The sequence below is a fragment of the Streptomyces sp. NPDC021749 genome, from assembly GCF_040640655.1.
Classification (GTDB): domain Bacteria; phylum Actinomycetota; class Actinomycetes; order Streptomycetales; family Streptomycetaceae; genus Streptomyces.
In genome coordinates this window covers 1-22,310 of sequence record NZ_JBFACE010000031.1, presented here as the reverse complement: position 1 = coordinate 22,310, position 22,310 = coordinate 1, and the positions used below count along the sequence as shown (strand labels likewise).

Annotated in this window: 24 protein-coding genes; 14 read left to right on the top strand and 10 right to left on the bottom strand. The window is 72.6% G+C overall.

What is annotated here, in order from left to right; genetic code table 11:
• The first annotated feature begins 14 nt into the window (after nt 1-14).
• The 3 genes from AB0G35_RS26590 to AB0G35_RS26580 all read left to right on the top strand — a co-directional run bounded on the left by AB0G35_RS26590 (nt 15) and on the right by AB0G35_RS26580 (nt 3,610).
• Complete coding sequence (locus AB0G35_RS26590; protein WP_360954456.1) at nt 15-1,334, top strand: multidrug effflux MFS transporter; 1,320 nt, start codon at nt 15-17, stop codon at nt 1,332-1,334.
• 41 nt (nt 1,335-1,375) lie between these two features.
• Nucleotides 1,376-2,458, top strand: coding sequence for a serine hydrolase domain-containing protein (locus AB0G35_RS26585; RefSeq protein ID WP_360954648.1), 1,083 nt, complete (start codon nt 1,376-1,378; stop codon nt 2,456-2,458).
• A gap of 195 nt (nt 2,459-2,653) precedes the next feature.
• A complete protein-coding gene (locus AB0G35_RS26580) occupies nt 2,654-3,610 on the top strand; it encodes a small ribosomal subunit Rsm22 family protein (protein ID WP_360954453.1) in 957 nt (318 codons plus the stop codon).
• Between the two features lie 21 nt (nt 3,611-3,631).
• Here the strand turns inward: AB0G35_RS26580 and AB0G35_RS26575 are convergent, their stop codons facing one another.
• Entirely contained in the window at nt 3,632-3,811 is a 180-nt protein-coding gene (locus AB0G35_RS26575) for a DUF6243 family protein (protein ID WP_360954450.1), read from the bottom strand.
• Between the two features lie 121 nt (nt 3,812-3,932).
• Here AB0G35_RS26575 and AB0G35_RS26570 point away from each other — a divergent pair, with 121 nt between their 5' ends.
• The gene (locus AB0G35_RS26570; protein WP_360954447.1) at nt 3,933-4,562 is read left to right on the top strand and encodes a TetR/AcrR family transcriptional regulator; all 630 of its coding nucleotides are present in this window, start codon (nt 3,933-3,935) and stop codon (nt 4,560-4,562) included.
• 163 nt (nt 4,563-4,725) lie between these two features.
• Nucleotides 4,726-5,478 carry a bifunctional DNA primase/polymerase gene (locus AB0G35_RS26565; RefSeq protein WP_360954444.1) on the top strand — a complete coding sequence of 251 codons (753 nt, stop codon included), beginning with the start codon at nt 4,726-4,728 and terminating at the stop codon, nt 5,476-5,478.
• A gap of 136 nt (nt 5,479-5,614) precedes the next feature.
• Here AB0G35_RS26565 and AB0G35_RS26560 read toward each other — a convergent pair whose 3' ends face one another.
• The 4 genes from AB0G35_RS26560 to efeO form a co-directional block, all read right to left on the bottom strand.
• Nucleotides 5,615-6,490: a hypothetical protein gene (locus AB0G35_RS26560; RefSeq protein WP_360954441.1), complete on the bottom strand. Its 876-nt coding sequence runs from the start codon at nt 6,488-6,490 to the stop codon at nt 5,615-5,617.
• Complete coding sequence (efeU, locus tag AB0G35_RS26555) at nt 6,477-7,469, bottom strand: iron uptake transporter permease EfeU (protein WP_360954438.1); 993 nt, start codon at nt 7,467-7,469, stop codon at nt 6,477-6,479. Before efeU ends, AB0G35_RS26560 begins: the two co-directional genes overlap by 14 nt.
• Nucleotides 7,470-7,536: 67 nt before the next feature.
• On the bottom strand, nt 7,537-8,853 hold the full coding sequence (efeB, locus tag AB0G35_RS26550; protein WP_360954435.1) for an iron uptake transporter deferrochelatase/peroxidase subunit: 1,317 nt from the start codon (nt 8,851-8,853) through the stop codon (nt 7,537-7,539).
• Nucleotides 8,854-8,898: 45 nt separating this feature from the next.
• On the bottom strand, nt 8,899-10,050 hold the full coding sequence (gene efeO, locus AB0G35_RS26545; protein WP_360954432.1) for an iron uptake system protein EfeO: 1,152 nt from the start codon (nt 10,048-10,050) through the stop codon (nt 8,899-8,901).
• A gap of 429 nt (nt 10,051-10,479) precedes the next feature.
• Between efeO and AB0G35_RS26540 the strand changes: the two genes are divergently transcribed.
• Complete coding sequence (locus AB0G35_RS26540) at nt 10,480-11,145, top strand: PhzF family phenazine biosynthesis protein (RefSeq protein WP_360954429.1); 666 nt, start codon at nt 10,480-10,482, stop codon at nt 11,143-11,145.
• 31 nt (nt 11,146-11,176) lie between these two features.
• On the opposite strand, the gene AB0G35_RS26535 is transcribed toward AB0G35_RS26540, so the two are convergent.
• Complete coding sequence (locus tag AB0G35_RS26535; RefSeq protein ID WP_360954426.1) at nt 11,177-11,884, bottom strand: biliverdin-producing heme oxygenase; 708 nt, start codon at nt 11,882-11,884, stop codon at nt 11,177-11,179.
• A gap of 173 nt (nt 11,885-12,057) precedes the next feature.
• Entirely contained in the window at nt 12,058-12,915 is an 858-nt protein-coding gene (gene map, locus AB0G35_RS26530) for a type I methionyl aminopeptidase (protein ID WP_360954423.1), read from the bottom strand.
• 67 nt (nt 12,916-12,982) lie between these two features.
• On the opposite strand from map, the gene AB0G35_RS26525 reads away from it, so the two are divergent.
• Nucleotides 12,983-13,216, top strand: coding sequence for a hypothetical protein (locus AB0G35_RS26525; protein ID WP_360954420.1), 234 nt, complete (start codon nt 12,983-12,985; stop codon nt 13,214-13,216).
• A 70-nt stretch (nt 13,217-13,286) separates the two neighbouring features.
• Here the strand turns inward: AB0G35_RS26525 and AB0G35_RS26520 are convergent, their stop codons facing one another.
• From AB0G35_RS26520 to AB0G35_RS26510, 3 genes are all read right to left on the bottom strand, one after another.
• Nucleotides 13,287-14,633 carry an MFS transporter gene (locus AB0G35_RS26520; protein ID WP_360954417.1) on the bottom strand — a complete coding sequence of 449 codons (1,347 nt, stop codon included), beginning with the start codon at nt 14,631-14,633 and terminating at the stop codon, nt 13,287-13,289.
• Between the two features lie 72 nt (nt 14,634-14,705).
• Nucleotides 14,706-15,437, bottom strand: coding sequence for a hypothetical protein (locus AB0G35_RS26515; protein ID WP_360954414.1), 732 nt, complete (start codon nt 15,435-15,437; stop codon nt 14,706-14,708).
• A 42-nt stretch (nt 15,438-15,479) separates the two neighbouring features.
• Nucleotides 15,480-16,469 carry a dihydrodipicolinate synthase family protein gene (locus tag AB0G35_RS26510; protein ID WP_360954411.1) on the bottom strand — a complete coding sequence of 330 codons (990 nt, stop codon included), beginning with the start codon at nt 16,467-16,469 and terminating at the stop codon, nt 15,480-15,482.
• 194 nt (nt 16,470-16,663) lie between these two features.
• On the opposite strand from AB0G35_RS26510, the gene AB0G35_RS26505 reads away from it, so the two are divergent.
• The 7 genes from AB0G35_RS26505 to AB0G35_RS26475 all read left to right on the top strand — a co-directional run.
• Entirely contained in the window at nt 16,664-17,347 is a 684-nt protein-coding gene (locus AB0G35_RS26505) for a FadR/GntR family transcriptional regulator (protein ID WP_360954408.1), read from the top strand.
• A 416-nt stretch (nt 17,348-17,763) separates the two neighbouring features.
• Entirely contained in the window at nt 17,764-17,919 is a 156-nt protein-coding gene (locus tag AB0G35_RS26500; RefSeq protein ID WP_360954663.1) for a hypothetical protein, read from the top strand.
• The gene (locus AB0G35_RS26495; protein WP_360954405.1) at nt 17,916-19,268 is read left to right on the top strand and encodes a sugar ABC transporter substrate-binding protein; all 1,353 of its coding nucleotides are present in this window, start codon (nt 17,916-17,918) and stop codon (nt 19,266-19,268) included. Before AB0G35_RS26500 ends, AB0G35_RS26495 begins: the two co-directional genes overlap by 4 nt.
• A 122-nt stretch (nt 19,269-19,390) precedes the next feature.
• Nucleotides 19,391-20,251 (top strand): sugar ABC transporter permease, encoded by an 861-nt coding sequence (locus AB0G35_RS26490; protein ID WP_360954645.1) that lies wholly within the window; start codon nt 19,391-19,393, stop codon nt 20,249-20,251.
• Nucleotides 20,248-21,123 carry a carbohydrate ABC transporter permease gene (locus tag AB0G35_RS26485; protein WP_360954402.1) on the top strand — a complete coding sequence of 292 codons (876 nt, stop codon included), beginning with the start codon at nt 20,248-20,250 and terminating at the stop codon, nt 21,121-21,123. Before AB0G35_RS26490 ends, AB0G35_RS26485 begins: the two co-directional genes overlap by 4 nt.
• A gap of 45 nt (nt 21,124-21,168) precedes the next feature.
• The gene (gene npdG, locus AB0G35_RS26480; protein WP_360954399.1) at nt 21,169-21,897 is read left to right on the top strand and encodes an NADPH-dependent F420 reductase; all 729 of its coding nucleotides are present in this window, start codon (nt 21,169-21,171) and stop codon (nt 21,895-21,897) included.
• 173 nt (nt 21,898-22,070) lie between these two features.
• On the top strand, nt 22,071-22,310 hold a 240-nt coding region (locus tag AB0G35_RS26475; protein ID WP_360954396.1), incomplete at its 3' end, for a transposase domain-containing protein.

The following is a 22,310-nucleotide window of genomic DNA, read 5'->3' as shown; positions in this document are numbered from 1 at the left end:
CCATGGAGACGCACATGACGGAGCCCGGCACCAGACCGGCCGACCCTTCGGACACCCCCGCGATAGCCGGGCGGGACGCGGCAGCAGCACCCCCTCCCGCCGCGTCCCGCCGCACCGGCCTCCTCGTCACCCTCGTCCTCGGCGGCCTCACCGCGGTCCCGCCGCTCTCCATGGACATGTACCTGCCCGCCCTGCCGCAGGTCACCGCCGCGCTGCACAGCCCGGCCGCCACCGTCCAGCTCACCCTCACCACCTGCCTCGCCGGCATGGCGCTGGGCCAGATGATCGTCGGCCCGATGAGCGACAAGTGGGGGCGCCGCCGCCCGCTGCTGGCCGGCATGGTCGTCTACGTCCTGGCCACCGCCCTGTGCGCGGTCGCCACCAACGCCGAACTCCTCATCGCCTTCCGGCTGTTGCAGGGGCTGGCGGGCGCCGCCGGCATCGTGATCGCCCGCGCCGTGGTGCGCGACCTCTACGACGGGGTGGCGATGGCGCGGTTCTTCTCCACCCTGATGCTGATCTCCGGGGTGGCGCCGGTCGTCGCCCCGCTCATCGGGGGGCAGATCCTGCAGATCACCGACTGGCGCGGCGTCTTCGTCGCCCTGACCGCCGTCGGCCTCGCCCTCACCCTCCTGGTCTGGCGCCGCCTGGCGGAGACCCTGCCGCCCGCCCGGCGGCAGGCCGGCGGTCTCGGCGAGGCCCTGCGCACCATGCGCGGCCTCCTCGCCGACCGGGTCTTCTCCGGCTACCTCCTCGTCGGCGCCTTCGCCTTCGCCGCCCTCTTCGCATACATCTCGGCCTCGCCGTTCGTCGTCCAGGAGATCTACGGCGCCTCCCCGCAGGTCTTCAGCCTGCTGTTCGGCATCAACTCCGTCGGCCTGGTGGCGGTCGGCCAGCTCAACGGCAAGGTCCTGGTCGGCCGGGTCGCCCTGGACAAGGTGCTGGGCACCGGCCTGGCCGTGATCGCGCTCGCCGCGACCGCGCTGCTGCTGATGTCCTCCGGCGTCTTCGGGCACGTCGGGCTCCTCCCGACGGCCGCCGGACTGTTCGTGCTGATGTCCGCGATGGGCCTGGTCATGCCGAGCACCAACACCCTGGCGCTGCTGCGCACCCCGCACGCGGCCGGCTCCGCCTCCGCCCTGCTGGGCACCTCGACCTTCCTCCTCGGCTCGGTGGCGTCGCCGCTGGTGGGCATCGCGGGCGAGCGCACGGCCGTACCGATGGCACTCGTCCAGCTCGCCTGCGCTGTATTGGCGCTCGGGAGCTTCCTGGGACTGTGCCGTCCGTGGCAGCGTAAGGGGGAGAGCAGCTCCGGCGGGAGGACCGCACTCTGAACGCACCGCGACTCACCTCGGGCACCCCGGCCCGGGCGGGACTGGACCCCGCCTGGGTCGAGCGGCTGGTGCGCGGGGTGCGGGCGATTCCCGAGGGGCGGCCGCCGTGGAGCCCCGGGGTCGTGGTGCTGGCCGGCCGCGGCCCGGTCGTGGTCGCCGAGGAGGCCGCCGGCTGGGCGCAGCGCTACCGGGCCTACGACCCGGAGCAGGACCGCGGCCTGGACCTGCCCCGCGACCTGTGGGAGCCGATGCGGGCCGGCACCGTCTTCGACCTGGCCTCGCTCACCAAGCTCTTCACCGCCGTCGCCGCCGTCCAGCTGGCCGAACGCGGCCGGCTCTCCCTCGACGACGAGGTCCGGGACCACCTGCCGGCGTTCGCCCCCGGCCGCACCGTCCGGCAGCTGCTCACCCACACCTCCGGGCTCGCCCCCGAGCTCCCCTTCTACGACCACGTCGGCCGGGCCGCCCAACTGGCGCTGCTGTGGCGGGAGGCGGCGGCCCCCAGCGGCGGCACCGGCACCGGCTACCGCTACTCCGACCTCAACCTCATCGCCCTGGCGCTGATCCTGGAGCGGTGCACCGGGCGCCGCCTGGATGCGCTGGTCCGCGAGCAGATCACCGGCCCGCTCGGCATGACCTCCACCCGCTACGGGCCGCTGGCGCCGCACGGCGTGGCGGCGACCGAGGACCAGCGGCGGCCCTGGGCCAAGGCGGACCGCGGCATGCTCCGCGGCGAGGTGCACGACGAGAACGCCTGGGCGCTGGGCGGGGTGGCCGGCCACGCGGGCCTGTTCTCCACCGCCCAGGACCTGGCCGTGCTGTGCCGCACCCTGCTCAACGGCGGCGCCTACGGCACCACCCGGATCCTGGGGCCCGCCGCGGTCGACGCCCTGCTCGACCCGCCGGGCCTCGGTTTCGTCGTGGACCAGCCGTACTTCATGGGCGAGCTGGCGGGCCGCGGCGCGGCCGGGCACACCGGCTTCACCGGCACCAGCCTCGTCCTGGACCGCGCCACCGACACCTTCCTGATCCTCCTCGCCAACACGGTCCACCCCCGCCGCCGCACCGGCGGCAGCGGGCCGCGGGCGGCGGCCGCGACGTGTCTTGCGCGGGCGGCCGGCTGAGGCGCGCCGTACGTGGCCGGCTCTCCCGCCGTGGGGGTTGCCGTCTTGTCCGCCTTCGGCGGGGCGGGGTTGAGGACCACACCCGGCACCAGAGCGAAGGCGAGCGCCCCCGCCCCGAACCCCCACGCCCGCCGACGGCGGAAGAACCCCGGCCCCCACGGCGGGCGAGCCGAAAACGTACGTAGAATTTCGTCGATGCACGACGAATTGCGCGCCGCACTGGCCGGCCTGCTCGACGGCCTGCCGCCCAAGCAGGCCGCGCAGGCCGTCGACCGGCTGATCGCCAACTACCGGGGGCGCACCCCCACCGACGCCCCGGTCCTCCGCGACCGCGCGGACGTGGCCGCCTACGCCGCCTACCGCATGCCGGCCACCTTCGAGGCGGTGCGCGCCGCGCTGACCGCCTTCGCCGTCCGCGTCCCGGACTGGTCCCCGGCCACCCACCTCGACATCGGCGGCGGCACCGGCGCCGCGACCTGGGCCACCGCCGCCCTCTGGCAGGGCCACCACAGCACCGTCCTGGACTGGGCCCAGCCGGCCCTGGACCTTGGCGCCGAACTCGCGGAGGGCATCCTCCCGGACATCACCTGGCGCCGCGGCACCATCGGCGCCGGCCTGACCGTCCCCGAGGGCACGGACCTGGTCACCGTCTCCTACGTGCTCGGCGAACTCCGCCCCGAGGACCGTCGCGCGGTGGTCGCCGCGGCCGCCACCGCCACCGCCGTCGTCCTGATCGAACCGGGCACCCCCGACGGCTACCTCCGCATCCGCGAGGCCCGCGACCAGCTCATCGAGGCCGGCCTGCGGATCGTCGCCCCCTGTCCGCACGCCGGGACCTGCCCCATCGTCGTGGGGGAGGACTGGTGCCACTTCTCGGCCCGGGTCAGCCGCTCCTCCCTCCACCGCCAGGTCAAGGGCGGCGCGCTCCCGTACGAGGACGAGAAGTTCGCCTACGTCGCCGCGACCCGCCTCCCGGCCGGTCCCGCCGCCGCCCGGATCGTCCGCAAACCCCAGCTCCGCAAGGGCCAGGTCCTCCTCGACCTGTGCACCGCGGAGGAGGGGCTGCAGCGCACCACCGTCACCAAGCGCCACGGCACCCAGTACCGCGAGGCCCGGGACGCCGCCTGGGGTGACAGCTGGCCCGGCGCCTGAGCGCGCCGGGCCCTGGTGGTCTCATTCTCTTCCGGCTGCCCGTTCCTGGAACTTGCGCAGCAGCTCCTGCCGTTGGGCCTCCGCCCGGGCGCGGTCCTTGCCGCCCCGGCCGCCGCCGGCGCCGCCGCGCAGCGCTCCGCGCGACAGCTTGTTGCGGGCGCCTCCGACGCCGAGCATGCCGTCTCCGCTGCCCTTGCTCATGGGCTCCTCCTCCGTAGACCGACGCAGCGAGACGTTTCGTCTCGCCCGACCCATTGTGTGCGAGACGAGTCGTCTCGTCAAGACGATACGTCTCGCCTAGGTGTCGCACTACACTCCTCGCATGGCCCCTACCTCAGCCCCCTCCGCCGGCGCCTCCGGTGCCAAGACCCCCGACTCCTCCCGCCGCAGTGAGCGCTCCCGGCAGGCGATCTTCGATGCCGCGCTCGCCCTGGTCGGCGAGGTCGGCTACGACAAGCTCACGATCGAGGGCATCGCCTCCCGGGCCGGCGTCGGCAAACAGACCATCTACCGCTGGTGGCCCTCCAAGGCCGCGGTCCTCCTGGACGCCTTCACCGCCGGCGTCGGCGAGGACTACGAAAAGGGCCTCCCGGACACCGGTGATCTCGCCGCCGACCTCAAGGCCGTGCTCCGCGCGACCGCCGACGAGTTCAACGACCACGCCTTCCAGGCCCCCTACCGCGCCCTGGCCGCGGCCGGCGCGAGCGACGAGGGGCTCTCCCGCACCTTCGTCGCCCGGCTGATGGAGCCCGGCATCCAGGTCTACGCCGACCGGATGCGGCGGGCCCAGGAGGCCGGCGAGGTGGCCGCGGACATCGACGTACGGGTGGCCGCCGAGATGGTGCTGAGTCCCTTCTCACAGCGTTGGCTGATGCGGACCGGCGAATTGACCCACGCCTTCGTCGACACCCTCGTCGACCAGGCATTGCGTGGTCTGCGCCCGCGGGACTGACCCGGCCGGGCGAGCGCCGGGCGTACGCGGTGACCTGTCGGTGATGCCCGGAAATGCCGGTCTTCGCCCCCCTTCCGTTCACCCCGGATCCGCACACCGGTCACCCCGAGCGCAGGATGGTGGCAGCATTGATCCCAGACCACCGCTCGAAGTGAGGGGATAGATGGAACGCAAGAGCAGGTTCTCCCAGTGGCTGCGCCGGCCGAAGAGCGGATCGGACGGCGGCGATACGGACACGGGATCGGTTGCCGCGCGCGGCCGCGAGGACCTGCTGCTGGCCGCGGCCGATGCGGGCTTCCCGATCGCCCCGGCGGCGCACCCCTCGGGCTACGGCTGCTCCTGTGAACGCATCGGCTGTCCCACCCCCGGCCGCCACCCCATCTCCTTCGGCTGGCAGACCGTCGCCACCACCGACCGCGACAAGGTCGCCGCCTGGGTCCGCACCCTCCCGCAGGCCAACTTCATCACCGCCACCGGCATCGCCCACGACGTCCTCGACGTACCCGTCGAGGCCGGCCGCAGCGCCCTCGGCCGGCTGGAGGCGGCCGGCATCGAGGTCGGCCCGATCACCCTCAGCGGCGGCGGCTTCGGCGACGGCCGGATGCTGTTCTTCACCGCCACCCGCGGCACCCCGGACGACGAGGACGAGTGGTGGCCGTGCGAGCTGGACTGCCACCCCGAGACCATGGACGAGCATCCCGGCCTGCGCTGGCACTGCCGCGGCAGCTACGTCCTCCTGCCGCCCTCGACCCTCCCCGGCGAACAGCCCGGGGTGACCTGGCTGCGCGGCCCCGAGCTCCCGCTGCCCGACCCGCTGACGCTGCTGGAGTCGCTCACCGACGCCTGTGCCGAGTTCAACGAGCGCGCCGACCGCGAGCACTACCACGAAACCGCGGCGTGGCCGATCGGCCGCTGACCGCCGCGCGTCCGCGCACCTTTCACGTCCCCGCCGTACGGACAAGGGGCCGCCGGAAACACCCCGGCGGCCCCTTGTCCGTATCCCGTCGTCCGCGTCCCGTCGGCCGTGTCCCGCCGCCGGTGGGTGCGACGGTCTACAGCGGCTTGACCGACGTCTTGGCCTCGCGCCGGTTCAGCACCGTGATCTTGCCCCCGGAGCCCTTCGCCGGCACCGTCACCGTCTGCGCCGAGACGGTGGTGAAGGCCATCCGGTTGGTCTTCTTCACCGGCCCGTCCATCAGGCCCTGCAGCTGCGCCGGCACCGTGATCACCGACCCCGCGGAGACCGTCTTCTGCTGGTGGTAGAAGGTCGAGAAGAACACCAGCGCACCGCCGTCCGTGGTCCGCAGCGCCACCGGCGGGTAGTCGGACGCGGTGTCCTCCCACAGGATGCGGGCGCCCGGCTGGTTGGTGTCCCGGGCGCGCCGGGCCCGCCAGCCGTCGGTGTTCGGGCCGGACGCGAAGACGCTGCCCTTGCCCGTGTTGAGGTAGTCGGCGTAGGTACGGCTCAGCTTGCCCGGATCGACCGCCAGCCCGGACTTCCCGCCGGCCGGCACCGCCTCCGCGAAGCCGTCCTGGTCCGTCTTCAGCTCCGGCGCCTTGTTGCCGGCGAACTCCGCCAGGTAGACGGCCCGCCACTTCTCCTTGATGTCGTTCCGGCTGAACACCAGGAACCAGCGGCTGTACGAACCGTCCGCCGCCTTGCGGTTGCTGGCCGCGTCGGCGATGAAGTACTTCGGCCAGCCCACCTGCTTGGGGATCGTGAAGTGCGCGTCCTTGAACGCCAGGGTGGGGTAGTTCGGGTCGCCCTGCGGCTTCAGCGCGTGCGCCGCCTTTATCCCCGCCTGGTCGAGGGCGAGCAGCGCGCCGCCCTCGAACGAGGTGTTGAGCTCCGGATCGAGCTGCTGCCTGGCCTTGTTGAAGCCGTCGGTGAAACGCTGCAGCGCCTTGGCGCCGTCAGCCTTCGTCACCGCCGGCAGCATCTCCCGCTCGCCGTGCACCGTCATGCACCCGCTCAGTATCACCAGCGCCGTCGCTGCCGACGTCACTGTTGCGGGCACCCGGAACGGCGACCTGCGTGTCATGGGGCTCGGGCTCCTTCGGGGCGACCGGGGCGGACGGGGCGGCCGCCGGGGTGGCACGATTCGGCGCAACCCTACCGGGGGCGAGGAAGAAGCCGAGCGTGGGGATCAGATACAGAGCCCACACCGTGACCTGAAGGACGGTCGGGTCCGGCTGGAAGTTGAAGACGCCCTTCAGCAGCGTGCCGTACCAGCTGTCGGCCGGGATCTGCGTGCTGATGTCGAACGCCTGGGAGCTCAGCCCCGGCAGCACGTCCGCCTCCTGCAGGTCGTGGAAGCCGTACGCCAGCACGCCCGCCGCGACCACGACCAGCATCCCGCCGGTCCAGGTGAAGAACTTCGCGAGGTTGATCCGCACCGCACCGCGGTAGAACAGCCAGCCCAGCACCACGGAGGTGGCCAGCCCCAGCAGGGCGCCGACCAGCGGCCGTACGCCGTCGTTCGCGGACTGCGCGGCGGTCCAGATGAACAGCGCGGTCTCCAGGCCCTCCCGGCCCACCGACAGGAACGCGGTGACCACCAGCGCGACGGTGCCCATCTGCAGCGCCGCGTCCAGCTTGCCGTGCAGCTCCTTCTTCAGGTGCCGCGCGGTGCGCCGCATCCAGAAGACCATCCACGTCACCAGGCCCACCGCGATGATCGACAGCGAACCGCCGAGCGCCTCCTGCGCCTCGAACGTCAGGGTCTGCGAGCCGAACTGCAGCGCCGCCCCGAACGCGAACGACAGCACCACGGCGAGCGAGATGCCGAGCCAGACCGGACGCAACGCCTCCCGCCGGCCGGTCTTGACCAGATAGGCGATGAGGATGCAGACGACGAGGCTGGCCTCCAGCCCCTCACGCAGTCCGATCAGGTAGTTGCCGAACACGCCGGTCCCTTCCCTTCCTTCATACGGCCGTCCGCGCCGGACGGCGATCTCTTCGGTGGCGGCGGTGTCAGGCGAACAGCTCCCGGCCCCACCAGTCGTCCGCGTTCCGGACGCCCGGCGGCACCGCGAAGACCGCGGAACCCACGTGCTGGATGTACTCGTTGAGCGCGTCGTTCTGCGACAGCTTCTGCTGCAGCGGCACGAAGCCGTGCCGCACGTCGCGCTGGTAGGCGAGGAAGAACAGTCCGGCGTCCAGCCGGCCCAGTCCGTCCGTGCCGTCGGTGAAGGAGTAGCCGCGGCGCAGGATGCGGACGCCGCCGTTGGAGTCGGGGTGCGCGAGGCGGACGTGCGCGGTCGGCAGCATCGACTTCAGGTGCGGCTCGTCGCGCTCGTTCTTCCGGCCGACCGGGGCGCCCTCGCCCTTGTTCCGGCCGAAGATGTCCTCCTGCTCCTTGAGCGAGGTGCGGTCCCAGGTCTCGATGTGCATCCGTATCCGGCGCGCGACGAGGTACGAACCGCCGGCCATCCAGCCGCCCTTGCCCTTCTCGTCGCCGTCGCCGACCCACACGTGCTTGTCCAGCGCGGCGGTGTCGGTGCCCGCGATGTTCCGGGTGCCGTCCTTGAAGCCCATCATGTTGCGCGGCGTCTGGGCGTCCGGGGTCGTCGAGGACGTCTTGCCGAAGCCGAGCTGCGACCAGCGGATGGCGATCTTGCCGAAGCCGATCCGGGCGAGGTTGCGGATGGCGTGCACCGCCACCTGCGGGTCGTCCGCGCACGCCTGGACGCACAGGTCGCCGCCGCTGCGGGACTTGTCGAGGTTGTCGCCGGGGAACTGCGGCAGGTCGATCAGCGCTTCCGGCCGCCGGTCCTTGATGCCGAACCGGTCCTTGCCGTCCTTCTCGAACAGCGTCGGGCCGATGCCGAAGGTGAGGGTGAGCCGGGACGGCGGCAGGCCGAGCGCCTCACCGGTGTCGTCCGGCGGCGCCTCCGCCAGCCCGCCGACCGCGCCGTCACCGACCGCGTCACCGGCCGTCATCCGCGCGGCGGCCTTCGTCCACTCCTTGAGCAGGGCGATCAGCTCGTCGCGGTCGTCGGTGGTGACGTCGAACGCGGCGAAGTGCAGCCGGTCCTGGACGGCGCTGGCGATGCCCGCCTGGTGCGTGCCGTGGAAGGCCACCGCGGCACCCGCGGTGGCGTCCGCGCCGGCCGGCTGCACGTCGTTGCCGGCCCGCAGCGCCGCGGCCGTACCGCCGGCCGCGACCGCGCCGAGCGCCAGCCCGGCACCACCCCAGCCGAGCAGCGAACGCCGCGACGGCGCCCGCCCGTTGCCGGTCTGCTCGCCCGCGGCGCCCTCGGCGGCCGCGTCGCCCGTCTTCTCTGCCATACCGTCCTCGTCCTGCGTCATCCTGATCCCCTGCCCGGCGGCGGACTACTTGGCGGTGGCCACCGCGGCGGCCAGCTTCGACAGCGGCTCGGCCAGCGCGTTGACGCCGTCCGAGAGCTTCTTGCGGTCACCCTTGCCGACCGTGTCGTACGAGACGAACCCGTCGGCGGACTTGTCGTCGCGGTGGCCGTCGAGCAGCGCGCGGATCGCCGCGAACTGCTTGTCCAGCTCCTTGGCGAGCGCCGGCTCGTTCTTGGTGACGACCGGCTTGAGCAGCTGGTAGGTCTTCTCGGCGCCCTCGACGTTGGCGTGGAAGTCGACCAGGTCGGTGTGGCTGTAGCGCTCCTCCTCACCGGTGACCTTGCCGGTGGCGACCTCGTCGAGCAGCTCCTTGGCGCCGTTGGCCATGCTGGTGGGGCTGATCTCGGCCTTGCCGACCCGCTTCTGCCAGTCCTTGAGGTCGGTGATCAGCCGGTCGGCCAGCTTCTTGTCGTCCCCGGAGATCTTCTTCTCCTCCCACAGGGACTTCTCCAGCTTGTGCCAGCCGGTCCACTTCTGGCCGTCGGAGAGGCCGTCGGCCCGCACGTCGACCTTGGGGTCGATGTCGCCGAACGACTCGGCGACCGGCTCGGTGCGCTCCCAGCCGATCCGGGACAGCGCATAGGCCTTCTTCGCGGCCTCCAGGTCGCCGTCCTTGACGGCGTCGGCGAACTTCTGGGCCTTCGGCAGCGTCTCGTCGGCCTGCTGCTGCACGTACTTGCGGTACGCGGCGACCGCGGCGTCCAGCTTGGGGTCGCGCTTGGCGGTCGCGCTCTTGCCGCTGACCGTCACCTTCTGCCGGATGCCGTGGCCCTTCATGCCCGGCTTGCAGGCTATTTCGTACGAACCGGCCTTGATCTCCGCGGTGATCTCGGTGTGGGTGCCGGGGCCGATGTTCTCCCGCTCGGTCACGATCCGGTCGCCCGGGGCGTAGACGTACACCTCGGTGACCTTGGAGCCCTTGTTCTCCACCGAGAGCCGCACGTGCCCGGCCGGGAACTCCTTGGTCGACAGCTCGCAGCTGGAGTTGGTGGCGGTGACGTCGACCGTGCCCTTGCCGCCTCCCTTGCCGTCGTTCTTCGCGGCGCAGCCGGCGACGGCGGTGACGGCCGTGGCCGCGGCGAGGGCGGCGACGGCGGAGGAGCGAAGGGCTCGCATACAGGGCTCCAAGCGGGATAGAACGAAAAACGGTGCAGTGGAACGGTAAACAATGGCCGGGGCCACCACTAAGGCGGCCCTAACTTATCTGAGGCTTACCTATTTCTGCCCACCCTGTCCAGTGATCCCGCTCTCATGCGCAACGGCCCCATCACGGATCGGTCCGCCGAGCATCACGGAACGGTCACGCGCCGGTCAAGGTAAGGGCCCACTCTTGATCCCGCCCATGACCGGCACGTTCCGCCGTCCGTCGCCGCGGGGAGAGATCCCCCCGCAGGCTACTTAGGTTAGCCTTGCCTAAATTGCTTGCCCCTGGGGGTGCTCCATGACGCCGTTCCCGCCGACCGCGACCCGCGCCCGCGTGCTCTGCGCCGGCCTGCGCCGGGCCCTGGCCCGCGGTCTCACCCGGCCCCGCGGTTCAATGCCCCGATGACCGCATACGACGTACTCCGGGTGTTCTGCGGACCGAACGGCGCCGGGGGCAATGAACTGGCGGTGGTACGGGACGGCGCGGCGCTCCCCGACCCCGCCGAACGCGCCGCCCTCGCGGCCCGGCTCGGCTACAGCGAAACGGTGTTCCTCGACGACCCCGACCAGGGTGTCGTCGACATCCACACGCCGAGCGTCCGGCTCCCGTTCGCCGGACACCCGCTCGTCGGCCTGGCCTGGCTCCTGCGCGATACGGGGCGGCCGCCGCGCACCCTCCGCCCGCCGGCCGGCGAGGTCGCGGTGAGCTTCGAGGACGACCTCACCTGGGTCCGGGGCCGCCCGGAATGGGTGCCGCCGCGCCGGACCGAGCGCCACGCCTCGGTCGCGGAGGTCGACGCCCTGCCCACCCCGCCGCCGGGGGAGGGCTGGCTCTATGCCTGGGCCTGGCGGGACGAAACCACCGGAGCGGTCCGCGCCCGCGGCTTCCCGCGGCGCGGCGACGCCATCGCCGAGGACGAGGCCACCGGCGCCGCCGCCATGCTCCTCACCCGCCAACTGGCCCGCCCGTTGACGATCCATCAGGGCGCGGCCTCGCAGATCTTCACCCGGGTCCATCCGGACGGCACCGTCGCGGTCGGCGGCCGGGTGCAGCGCGTGGCGGCGTAACTACGCGACCGCGCCGGCGGGTTCGGGGTTCCTACGCGCTGAGGGGGAACTCCTCGCCCAGTGCCTGGAAGACCGCGCTGTTCAGGCGGAAGGCGTGGCGGCATTCCTCGACCACGCGCTGCTTCTCGACCTCGTCCACCGGCAGCGCGTCCAGCAAGGAGCGGTAAGTGCGCTTGAAGGCGGCGGGGTTGGTGATGTCCGCGAAGACGTAGAAGCGGACGCCGTCGCCCTTGCGGGCGAAGCCCCAGGTCTTCTCGGCGGTGCCGCGGATGATCTGCCCGCCGGAGAGGTCGCCGAGGTAGCGGGTGTAGTGGTGCGCCACATAGCCGGCCGGCCAGTTGTGGGCGCAGTCCGTGACGCGCGCGGCGTAGGCGGCGGTGGCCGGCAGCGGCCGCAGGCCCTCCCGCCAGGACGGGCCGCCGAGGTGGGCGAGGTCGCGTTCCAGCTCGGGGGTGCGGGCCAGCTCGGGACGGAGGAACGGGCCCGCCACCGGGTCGCCGGCCAGCGCCTCGGTGGCGTCCTCCAGGGCGCGGTAGACGAACCACAGCTGCTCGGTGTAGCGCCGGTACGCCGTGACGCCGAGCCGGCCGCCGAGGAGGTCGCTCATGAACGCGGAGTTCTCGGCCTCCGTGTGCTGCGCGTGGGACGCGGTCCGGATCACCGCCGAGAACGGGGTGGGCGGTGCGGACGGGGCAGGTACGGCGGGGGAGCGGTGCGGGGCCGGGCTGGACGGTGCCATGACGGACCTCCGGGGCCGAGGGGCGCGAGCGGGCGGCCGGCATATACCGACTCGGTGTCGGGAAATCAGTGTAGGGGCCTTTCCGACGCGCTGTCGGTAAAAATTCTGCCAGGCCCGGGCCCCGCGCGCGAGGCGGCCGTCAGGCCGTGGCCGCCCCGCCCGCACCCCCGCGGTCAGGGAAGGGTGAGGATCTCCGCGCCGGTCTCCGTGACCACCAGGGTGTGCTCGAACTGCGCGGTCCGCTTGCGGTCCTTGGTGACCACGGTCCAGCCGTCCGCCCACATGTCGTACTCGTACGTGCCCAGCGTCAGCATCGGCTCGATGGTGAACGTCATGCCGGGCTTGATGTCGGTGGTGTGGTGCGGACTGTCGTAGTGCGGAACGATCAGGCCGGAGTGGAACGACGAGTTGATGCCGTGACCGGTGAAGTCACGCACCACGCCGTAGCCGAAGCGCTTGGCGTAGGACTCGATGACCCGGCCGATGATGTTGATCTGCCGGCCCGGCTTGACCGCCTTGATCGCGCGGTTGAGCGCCTCCTGCGTGCGCTCGACCAGCAGCCGGGACTCCTCGTCCACCTCGCCGCACAGGTACGTGGCGTTGTTGTCGCCGTGCACACCGTGGATGTACGCGGTCACGTCCAGGTTCACGATGTCACCGTCCTTGAGGACGGTGGAGTCCGGGATGCCGTGGCAGATGACCTCGTTGAGCGAGGAGCACAGCGACTTGGGGAAGCCGCGGTAGCCGAGCGTGGACGGGTAGGCGCCGTGGTCGCACATGAACTCATGGGCCACCCGGTCCAGTTCGTCGGTCGTCACGCCGGGCTGGATGTGTTTGGCGGCCTCCGCCATCGCCTGGGCGGCGATCCGGCCGGCGATCCGCATCCGCTCGATCGTTTCGGCGTCCTGCACCTCGGGCCCCGTGTAGGGCGTGGGCGCATCCTTCCCGACGTACTCGGGGCGCGGGATCGAGGCGGGGACGGGACGGGTGGGGGAGATCTTCCCCGGGACAAGAAGCGACTGGCCAGACATGCCAGCGAGTGTATCCGCGGGGCGTCGGGCAGGATGGTGGCACGGAGCACCCCAGTAGGAGGCGGCGATGGCGCTCTTCAAGAGGCGGACGGTCGGAAAGCCGGGCGAGTGGTACTACTGCCTCAAGCACGGCACGGTCGAGGAAGGCCCCCAGTGCCGCGCCGCCGACCGCTTCGGCCCGTACGGCACCCGTGAGGAGGCCGCACACGCCATGGAGACCGCCCGCGAGCGGAACGTGGAGTGGGAGACCGACCCCAAGTGGCACGACATGGGGAAGGGCGGCGACCGCGAGGAGGACTGACCCGGTCCCTTCAGGCGTTGCTCGCGCCCTCCGGGTACGCCCGCGCTCTCCGGGCAATGAGCGCGTACGCCTAGGCGGTGAGGGCGTCGCCGGCCTCGGGGGCGGCCGGGGCGGCGGCCCGGCGCTCCCGCATCCGGCGGGCGTGCTCGTCGGTCCGCGCGTCGTACGCCATCAGCTTCGGCAGGCCCAGCGTGAGCAGCCCGACCCCGGCGAAGCACAGCAGACCGCCCAGGGACACCGAGGCCCGTACCCCGGTCAGGGCCGCCATACAGCCGACCCGCACCTGGCCCAGCTGAGGGCCCGCCGAGTACGACAGCAGCTCGATACCGGCCAGCCGGCCGCGCAGCTCGTCGGGGATGGTCTGGTTCCACAGCGCCGAGCGGAAGATGCCGCTGATCATGTCGCAGCAGCCGGCCAGCGTGAGGCAGAGCAGCACCAGCCAGACGTCGCGCAGCTGCCCGGCCGCGGCGACGGCCAGCGCCCAGCCGGCCGCCGCCAGCGCGATCGCCCGCCCCTGCCGGTGGACCCGGGAGGTCCAGCCGCTGGTCAGGCTGACCAGACACGAGCCGGCCGGCAGCGCCGCGTACATCAGGCCCAGCGCCCAGGGTGCGTCGAGCTCGTCGGCGAGGAACGGGAAGATCGCCAGCGGGAAGGCGAAGAGCATCGCGACGAGGTCGATCGCGTAGGTGCCCAGCAGCTCCTTGCGGGACCAGGCGTAGCGCGCGCCCTCGGCGATCGCGCGCAACGACGGCTTCTCGGCGTCGTGCGCGGCGGGTGACGGGGCCAGCCGCAGGGCCAGCAGCAGCGACCCGGCGTAGGTGGCCGCGTCGACGCCGTACGCCCAGGACGGGCCGGCCCAGGCGAGCAGCCCGCCGGCCAGCGCCGGACCGGCGATCGCGCCGACCTGCCAGCGCAGCGCGTTCAGGGCGGCGGCCGCGGCGAGCTGGTCGTGTCCGACGATCCGCGGCACGATCGCGTCCAGCGCGGGGCGCTGCAGCCCCGTGAGCGCGCTGGACGCCGCCGCGCTCACATAGAGCGGCCAGACCGCCGGATGCGGCAGCAGGCTGTTGGCCAGCAGCCCCGCGGCGATCACACCGAGTGCGGCCTCGGTTCCCACGATCAGCCGGCGGCGGTCCACGGCGTCGGCGAGCGCCCCGCCGTAGAGCCCGAAGACGATCAGCGGGACCAGCTCCACCGCGCCCAGCGCCCCGACCGCGACGGTGGAGCCGGTCAGCTGTTTGAGCTGGAGCGGCAGCGCCACGAACGTCAGGAAGCTGCCGAAGACCGTGATCGCGCCGGCGCACCACATCAGCCGGAAGTCGCGCGAGGAACGCCAGGGGACCAGGTCCGGCAGCAGGGAGGTGAGCCGCCGCCGGGGTGCCGGCGCGGGCGGCGGTGGGGGGTCCTCGGAGGTCACGAGGGTCCATCGTGCGTCGCGGGGAGCGGGCCCGCAAAGGGTTTTCGGCCGACGCGCCCTCCCCCGACCCGGCTACCAGCGTGGGGGCGGGGGAGCGGTCAGTTCGTCGGCGAGGCGGGCCAGGCGGTCGCGGAAGCGGCGGCGGCCGCGGGGAGCGGGCAGGCTGTTCTCGCCGGCGGCCGCGCTCACCAGATGCTGGACCGTATCGAGGTCGAGGCCCTGGGAGCGGACGTCCTCGGGATCGGGGCCGGGGGCGGGGGCGGGGGCGGGCCCGGGGTGGGGAGTGGTGTCCGGAACCGGGCCGGCGCCGGGGCCGGGGGTGCCGTCGGACGGGGGCGCCGACGCGGTCAGGGGCGCCGACGCGGTCAGGGCGTCGTGCGCGAGCGTGTGCAGATCGCGGTCGCCGCCGTCCAGGGCGAGCACCGTGGCACCGTTGCGGCGGGCGTCGTGCACCCGCTCCAGCAGGTCCGCACCCGGCCGGCCCGGCGCGACGACCAGCAGTGTCTCGCCGCGTCCGGCCGCGGCCAGCCGGCCCGGGCCGACGGACAGATGGGCCGGGGCGCCGGCCGGGACACGGTGCCGCACCAGGGTCGGCGACAGCTCCGGCAGCCCCGACCAGGCGGCCTCGTCGTCCAGATGGGCGGCCAGGTGCCAGGGCTCGTAGTCGGCGCCGCCGACCAGCAGCAGCCCGCCGCCGTGCGGGGCGACGGCGGTGCGCAGCGACCCGGCGAACCGCCGGGTGGCCTGGATCCACTCGGTCCCGGCGAGCACCTCACGCAGCAGGGCGACCCGTACGGCATCCATGGCCCGGATCCTCCCGCAGCGCCCCGACACCTGGTTACCGCTTCACGCCATGTCACCCGTACGGGCCACCGGCGTCAGTCCGGCCGCGGTCAGCCGACGTCCTACCTCCCGCACCGACTCCTCGCTCAGCGGCAGCTGCGGAAAGGCGGTGGTGCCGTGGTCGATGACGCCGAGGAGCCGCAGCGCCGCCTTGAAGGCGCCGAGCGCCGAGGAACTGCGGCCCATCTCGGCCTCCGGGCCGGCGTCGACCATCCCGAACAGCGCGACCAGCCGCTCCTGTTCGGCCGCCGCGCGCTCCCAGTCGCCGGCCCGCGCCGCCTCGTAGAGACGTACGTAGCCGGCCGGATCGACGTTGCCCAGTCCCGGGACGACGCCGTCAGCGCCGGCCAACAGGGCGCCGTCCACGGTGAGTTCGGATCCGGTGAGGACGGTGAAGCCGGGGGCCGGGCCGGTGCGCCGGCCGGTGCGGCCGCCGAGCGCCACGAGCAGCCGGCGCAGCGCACCCTCGTCGCCGCTGCTGTCCTTGAGCCCGGCCAGCGTGCCGTCCTCGGCCAGCTCGCGCACCACGGTGGGGGTGAGCCTGCTGGGCACGGCCATCGGGATGTCGTAGGCGAACAGCGGGCGGTCCACGGCCGCACGCAGATGGCGGAAGTGGGCGGCGATCTCCCGGGGGTGGGTGCGGGTGTAGAACGGCGCGGTGACGACCAGGGCGTCGGCGCCGAGCGCGGCGGCGGCGCGGGCGTGGTCCAGGACGCGCGGGGTGGTGGTGTCGATGACGCCGGCGAGGACCGGGACCCGGCCGTCCGCGGCCTTGATGACGGTCTCCAGGGCGGTGGCCCGCCGGTCGTCGGTGAGGTAGGCGACCTCGCCGGTGGAGCCGAGGGCGAACAGCCCGTGCACCCCGCCGGCGACGAGGTGCTGCACCAGACGCGTCAGGGAGGCGGTGTCGACCTCGCCCCGCGGGTCGAGCGGGGTGCAGACCGGGGGGATGACGCCGTGGAGGGGGCCGTGGAGGGGGGTGTGCAGGGCCATGGCGGGCTGCTCCGGTGGTCGTGAACACATAGGACATGGGATGTCCTATGTCGAGCACAATAGACCTGTTCACAGGCGGTCGGAAGGATCCGCGGGCCCGGCGGGGGCGGGTCGGATGGGGTCCCCCTGCTCCTTAAGAGCGTGGGGGGAGGGTCGGCGGCGCGGCAGCGCTGCGTGCGGGAGAGGGAGAACCCATGGCGCGAGGGACGATGTCCGAGGAAGTGCAGGCGCAGATCAAGCAGTTGATCCTGCGGCGCAGACTGGTCCCGGGCGATCCGCTGCCCACCGAGGCCGAACTGGTCGACCTGCTCGACGTCAGCCGCAACTCCGTGCGCGAGGCGCTCAAGGCGCTGCAGGCCATGCGCATCGTCGAGATCCGGCACGGCTTCGGCACCTACGTCGGCCCGCTCACCCTGGAGCCGTTCGTCGAGGGCGTCGCCTTCCGCGCCGCGGTCCGCCACCACCAGGGCGAGCCGAGCCTGTACGAGCTGATGGAGGTCCGCGAGGCGCTGGAGGCCGGCCTGATCGCCGCCGTCGCGCGCCGGCTGCCCGCCGAGGACCTCACCGTCCTCAAGGGCCTGGTGCAGCGGATGGCGGAGGAGGTGCGCGGCGGCATGGTGCAGAGCGCCACCGACCGCGCCTTCCACCTCGCGCTGTACCGCTCGATGGGCAACCACCTGCTGAGCGAGGTGCTGGACGCCTTCTGGGCGGCGCTGCGCCGGGTGCGCGAGGACCTCTCCGACGACCGCCCCGACCCGGAACTGACCTACCGTCAGCACAAGGAGATCGTCGAGGCGCTGGAGGCCGGCGACGGCGACCGCGCCGTGGAGGCCATGCACCGGCACTTCGACGGCATCCGGCGCCGGCTGGCCGAGTAGCGAAGGGGCAGGGCCCGGGACGCGGCCCCGGTGGTGCGGGCGGCGCTCGGGACCGGCCCCGGTGGTGCGGGCGGCGCCCGGGGCCGGCCGCGGTGGTGCGGGCGGGCGGCGCCGGACCCGGTCCCGCGCCCGCCCGTTCACCGCGATGTCACACCCCGTCAGCCCACCCGTGGCTGACGCGACACAGCGTCATGTGTGCTGTCTTGACGGTGAGTTGGGGGCTCCCTATGGTCCCCAGGACAAGGGACATCCTACGTCCTTGCCCTCTGGGGGTGACCCATGGCGTACGAGAGCCCGGTTCCCTACCGGGCCGGAACCGAGGGGTACCCGAGCTTCCGGCTCCCCGCCGTGGTCCTCGCGCGCTCCGGCACGGTGCCGGCAGCAGCGAACCCTGCTGCGACGGCGGCAAGAGCCCGGTGACCCCGTGCCGCCCGCATCGGCGGGCCCCGGTCGGCCCCTCCGATCCCGTCCACCTCGACCGCGACACCGTCGGACTGCTTTACGAGACCGGCGACTTCAGCGCGTACTCGACGATCACCTTCCGCCGCATCCCCGTGGAGGAGCCGGCATGACCCGCAACCCCGTGCCCGACCTGCCCCGTATGCCCCGCAGAACGGTCCTCGGCGGGGCCGCCGCGCTGGCCGCCGGCCTCACGCTCGCCGGCTGTGGCGACAGCGGGGACGGCGACGCCGACGCCCCCCGGGAGCGCAAGAAGGGCCAGAAGATCACGCTCACCTTCTGGTCCTGGGTGCCGGGCATCGACAAACCCGTCGACCTGTGGAACCGCAAGAACCCCGACGTCCAGGTCAAGGTGGAGAAGGTCTCGGCCGTCAACGGCGAGCAGTACGCCAAGATGCACGCCGCCATCAAGGCCGGCAATCCGCCCGACCTCGGCCAGATCGAGTTCCCGGTGGTCCCCAGCTTCCTGCTGGACAACGGGCTGCTCGACCTCGCCCCGCTCGGCGCCGCCCGCCACAAGGACAAGTTCTTCGGCTGGCAGTGGCAGCAGTCCGTCTTCGGCAAGGGCATCTACGCCGTCCCGCAGGCGTCCGGCCCGATGGGCCTGTTCGTCCGCCAGGACCTCTTCGACAAATGGGGCCTGAAGGCTCCCGGGACGTGGGACGAGTACGAGGCCGCCGCCAAGGTGATCCGCAAGAAGGGCGCCTGGATCGAGACCTTCGCCCCCACCAACGGCAACCGCTTCGCCGGCCTCGCCTGGCAGGCCGGCGCCAAGTGGTACGCGAGCCACGGCGACACCTGGATCGTGCACATCGACGACGAACCCACCCGCAGGGTCGCCGACTACTGGGAGTCCCTGGTCAAGCAGAAGCTCGTCAAGACCATCCCGGACCGTCAGAACGCCTGGTACAAGGACCTCCAGACCGGCGCCATCACCGCCTGGGTGGGCGCCAGTTGGGGCGACGCCCTGCTGGTCGGCAACGCACCCGGCACCAAGGGCAAGTGGCGGGCCGCGCCGCTGCCCCAGTGGAAGGCCGGCGGCCAGGTCTTCGCCAACTGGGGCGGCTCCACCACCGCCGTCTTCGCCAAGGCGAGCTACCCCAGGGACGCGCTGGACTTCGCCGTCTGGCTCAACACCGACCCCGAGTCGATCGCCCTGCTCATCGACGGCGGCTACGGCTTCCCCAGCGCCAAGAAGGGCTACGCCACCGACGACCTCGACGTCGACAAGCCCTTCTTCGGCGGCCAGGCGTACAGCAAGGTCTTCGCCGACGCCGGTGCGCACGTGGACACCAGCTGGCGGTGGGGACCCGGCGTGGACACCCTCTACCAGCGGCTCGGCGACGCCTTCACCGACGCGCTCGCCGACGGCAGTTCCTTCCGCGCGGCCCTCGCCAAGGTGCAGCGCCAGACGCTGTCCGACCTCCAGGGCAAGGGCCTGAAGGTGGAGAGCGGCGGGTGAGCCGGGACACCCTCGCCCGCACCGCGCCGGACACCGCCCGGCGGCCGGACCCGCCCGGCCGCCGTCGGCGCCGGGTCTCCCGCACCGAGGCCCGCAACGCCCGCGCCGCCGCCGGCTTCGTCCTGCCCTTCCTCGTCCTCTTCGGCCTCTGCTTCCTCGCCCCCATCGGGTACGCCGTCCAGCAGAGCCTGCACCGCACCGAACGCACCGGCCCGCTCGGCCTCGGCGGCCGCGAACACGAGGCGTTCGCCGGCCTCGCCAACTACGCGCACGCCCTCTCCGACGAACGGTTCGTGGCCGGTTTCGGCCGGGTGCTGCTGTTCGCCGCCGTCCAGATCCCGTTGATGATCGCGCTCGCCACCGCCCTCGCACTGCTCCTGGAGAGCGCGAGCGCCCGCGGCATCGCCTTCTTCCGCAGCGCCTTCTTCCTGCCCTACGGCGTGCCCGGCGTGATCGCCTCCATCCTGTGGGGCTTCCTCTACGTCCCCGGCATCAGCCCGCTGGTGAAGATCGCCGACGCGGCCGGCTGGGACGTCGACTTCCTCTCCCGCGGCACCGTCCTGTGGTCCATCGCCAACATCGTCACCTGGCAGTTCACCGGCTACAACATGCTGGTGCTGATCGCCCAGCTCAAGGCCGTACCCGGCGAGCTGTACGAGGCGGCCCGGATCGACGGCGCCTCCGCCTGGCAGGTCGCCCGGCACGTCAAGCTTCCGCTCATCCGCCCCGCGCTCGTCCTCACCACCGTCTTCAGCATCATCGGCACCCTCCAGCTGTTCGCCGAGCCGATGGTGCTGCGCCCGCTCGCCTCGTCCATCGACTCCGGCTTCACCCCCAACCTGCACGCCTACAGTGAGGCGTTCGTCGGCAACAACCCGCACGTGGCGGCGGCCGAGGCGGTGCTGCTCGCGCTGGTGGCGTGCGTGCTGTCGTTCGGCTTCCTGCGGCTGGTCGGCGGGCGCGGGAAGGAGCGACGCCGATGACCCGGCCCACCGCCCGCGCCCGGACGACCCTGCCGCCGGTCCGCCACCGGATCATCACCGCCTCGCTGCTGACCGTCGCCGCGCTGTACTTCCTGGTGCCCGTCTACTGGCTGGCCGTTTCCACCACCAAGAACAGCGCCCAGCTCTTCGGCACCTTCGGCTTCTGGTTCGCCGACCAGCCGGACCCGCTCGGCCACCTCGCCGACGTCCTCACCTACGACCACGGCATCTACGCCCGCTGGTTCGCCAACTCCCTGCTCTACGCCGGGATCGGGGCGGTCTGCGCCACCCTGCTGTCCGCCGCGGCCGGCTATGCGCTGGCCACCTTCCCGTTCCGCGGCCGGGAGGCGGTGTTCCACCTCGTCCTCGCCGGCGTCCTCGTCCCCGGCACCGCGCTCGCCCTCCCGCTCTACTTCCTGTTCAGCGCGATGGGCCTGGCCAACACCTACTGGGCGGTGCTGATCCCGAGCGTGGTCAGCCCGTTCGGCGTCTATCTCTGCCGGATCTACGCGGCCGCCGCGGTCCCCGACTCGCTGTTGGAGGCGGCCCGGATCGACGGTGCGGGCGAGGCACGGATCTTCGTGGGGGTGGGCCTGCGGCTGATGACCCCCGCACTGGTCACCGTCTTCCTCTTCCAGTTCGTACACATCTGGAACAACTATTTCCTGCCGCTGGTCATGCTCTCCGACTCCGACCTCTACCCGGTCCAGCTGGGCCTGACCAGCTGGACCGGGTACGCGGACCGGCAGCCGGTGCTCTACCAGTACACGGTGGGCGGCGCGTTCCTCTCCGTGGTGCCGCTGATGGTGCTGATGACCGTCCTGCAGCGGTACTGGCGCACGGGGCTGACGGAGGGCAGCGTCAAAGCCTGATGGCGCGGCCGCGGCCGGTGGCAGGGGCGTGACAGGATCGGTGTCATGACTACTTCTGACAACGGCACGACCCCGACCGCCCCGGCCGGGGCGAAGCCCGCGCCCCGCGACCCCTGGGACCTGCCGGACGTCTCCGGCCTCGTGGTCGGCGTCCTCGGCGGCACCGGCGACCAGGGCCGCGGCCTGGCCTACCGGCTCGCCCGGGCCGGCCAGAAGGTGATCATCGGTTCCCGGGCCGAGGAACGCGCCCGGACCGCCGCCGAGGAACTCGGCCTGGGCATCGAGGGCGCCGAGAACGCCGAATGCGCCCGCCGCAGCGACATCGTGATCATCGCCGTGCCGTGGGAGGGCCACGCCAAGACGCTCCAGGCCCTGCGCGAGCCGCTGGCCGGCAAGCTCGTGATCGACTGCGTCAACCCGCTCGGCTTCGACAAGAAGGGCGCCTACGCGCTGAAGCCGGAGGAAGGCAGCGCGGCCGAGCAGGCCGCGGCGCTGCTGCCGGAGTCCCGGGTCACCGCGGCCTTCCACCACCTCTCGGCGGTGCTGCTCCAGGACCCCGAGGTCGAGCAGATCGACACCGACGTCATGGTCCTTGGCGAGTCCCGCGCCGACACGGACCTGGTCCAGGCACTGGCCGCCCGCATCCCCGGGATGCGCGGCGTCTTCGCGGGACGCTTGCGCAACGCACACCAGGTGGAGTCGCTGGTGGCGAACCTGATCTCGGTGAACCGGCGCTACAAGGCACATGCGGGGGTCCGTGTAACGGACATCTAGTCCCAAGGCCGTGAAGTTACGGCTCGGGCGGGGTTGTCCAGGGGTGTGAGCTGTGGATTCGCCGGACATGAGGAGCGGAGCCCCGGTAGAACTGGCAGTCGACCAAGACAAGCCGTTCACAAAGACCGGAGGCTCCGCTGTCCGAACAGTCTGCCATCACTCGTACCGTCACGGTGGCTGGAGGGCGGTTTGCGCCCGGTCATCTCGGTGAACTCACCCAGCTCGTTCCGTTCGAGATGGTCGACGAGGCGCTGAGTGCTGCCAGGGCCGTGCAGCAGCGGGTGCGGGATCTTCCCTCCCGGGTCGTGATCTACCTGGTCCTGGCCGGGTGCCTCTTCCCCGAGGTGGGGTACCCCGGCGTGTGGCGCAAGCTCACGGGGGCACTGGCCGGCTTACCGGTAGCCGCACCGACA

Bases quoted from the DNA above. Each gene is read 5' to 3' on its own strand.
- AB0G35_RS26590 (WP_360954456.1), top strand. From the start codon at position 15: ATGACGGAGCCCGGCACCAGACCGGCCGACCCTTCGGACACCCCCGCG.
- AB0G35_RS26580 (WP_360954453.1), top strand. From the start codon at position 2,654: ATGCACGACGAATTGCGCGCCGCACTGGCCGGCCTGCTCGACGGCCTG.
- AB0G35_RS26575 (WP_360954450.1), bottom strand. From the start codon at position 3,811: ATGAGCAAGGGCAGCGGAGACGGCATGCTCGGCGTCGGAGGCGCCCGC.
- AB0G35_RS26570 (WP_360954447.1), top strand. From the start codon at position 3,933: ATGGCCCCTACCTCAGCCCCCTCCGCCGGCGCCTCCGGTGCCAAGACC.
- AB0G35_RS26565 (WP_360954444.1), top strand. From the start codon at position 4,726: ATGGAACGCAAGAGCAGGTTCTCCCAGTGGCTGCGCCGGCCGAAGAGC.
- efeB (WP_360954435.1), bottom strand. From the start codon at position 8,853: ATGGCAGAGAAGACGGGCGACGCGGCCGCCGAGGGCGCCGCGGGCGAG.
- efeO (WP_360954432.1), bottom strand. From the start codon at position 10,050: ATGCGAGCCCTTCGCTCCTCCGCCGTCGCCGCCCTCGCCGCGGCCACG.
- AB0G35_RS26540 (WP_360954429.1), top strand. From the start codon at position 10,480: ATGACCGCATACGACGTACTCCGGGTGTTCTGCGGACCGAACGGCGCC.
- AB0G35_RS26535 (WP_360954426.1), bottom strand. From the start codon at position 11,884: ATGGCACCGTCCAGCCCGGCCCCGCACCGCTCCCCCGCCGTACCTGCC.
- map (WP_360954423.1), bottom strand. From the start codon at position 12,915: ATGTCTGGCCAGTCGCTTCTTGTCCCGGGGAAGATCTCCCCCACCCGT.
- AB0G35_RS26525 (WP_360954420.1), top strand. From the start codon at position 12,983: ATGGCGCTCTTCAAGAGGCGGACGGTCGGAAAGCCGGGCGAGTGGTAC.
- AB0G35_RS26515 (WP_360954414.1), bottom strand. From the start codon at position 15,437: ATGGATGCCGTACGGGTCGCCCTGCTGCGTGAGGTGCTCGCCGGGACC.
- AB0G35_RS26510 (WP_360954411.1), bottom strand. From the start codon at position 16,469: ATGGCCCTGCACACCCCCCTCCACGGCCCCCTCCACGGCGTCATCCCC.
- AB0G35_RS26505 (WP_360954408.1), top strand. From the start codon at position 16,664: ATGGCGCGAGGGACGATGTCCGAGGAAGTGCAGGCGCAGATCAAGCAG.
- AB0G35_RS26495 (WP_360954405.1), top strand. From the start codon at position 17,916: ATGACCCGCAACCCCGTGCCCGACCTGCCCCGTATGCCCCGCAGAACG.
- AB0G35_RS26485 (WP_360954402.1), top strand. From the start codon at position 20,248: ATGACCCGGCCCACCGCCCGCGCCCGGACGACCCTGCCGCCGGTCCGC.
- npdG (WP_360954399.1), top strand. From the start codon at position 21,169: ATGACTACTTCTGACAACGGCACGACCCCGACCGCCCCGGCCGGGGCG.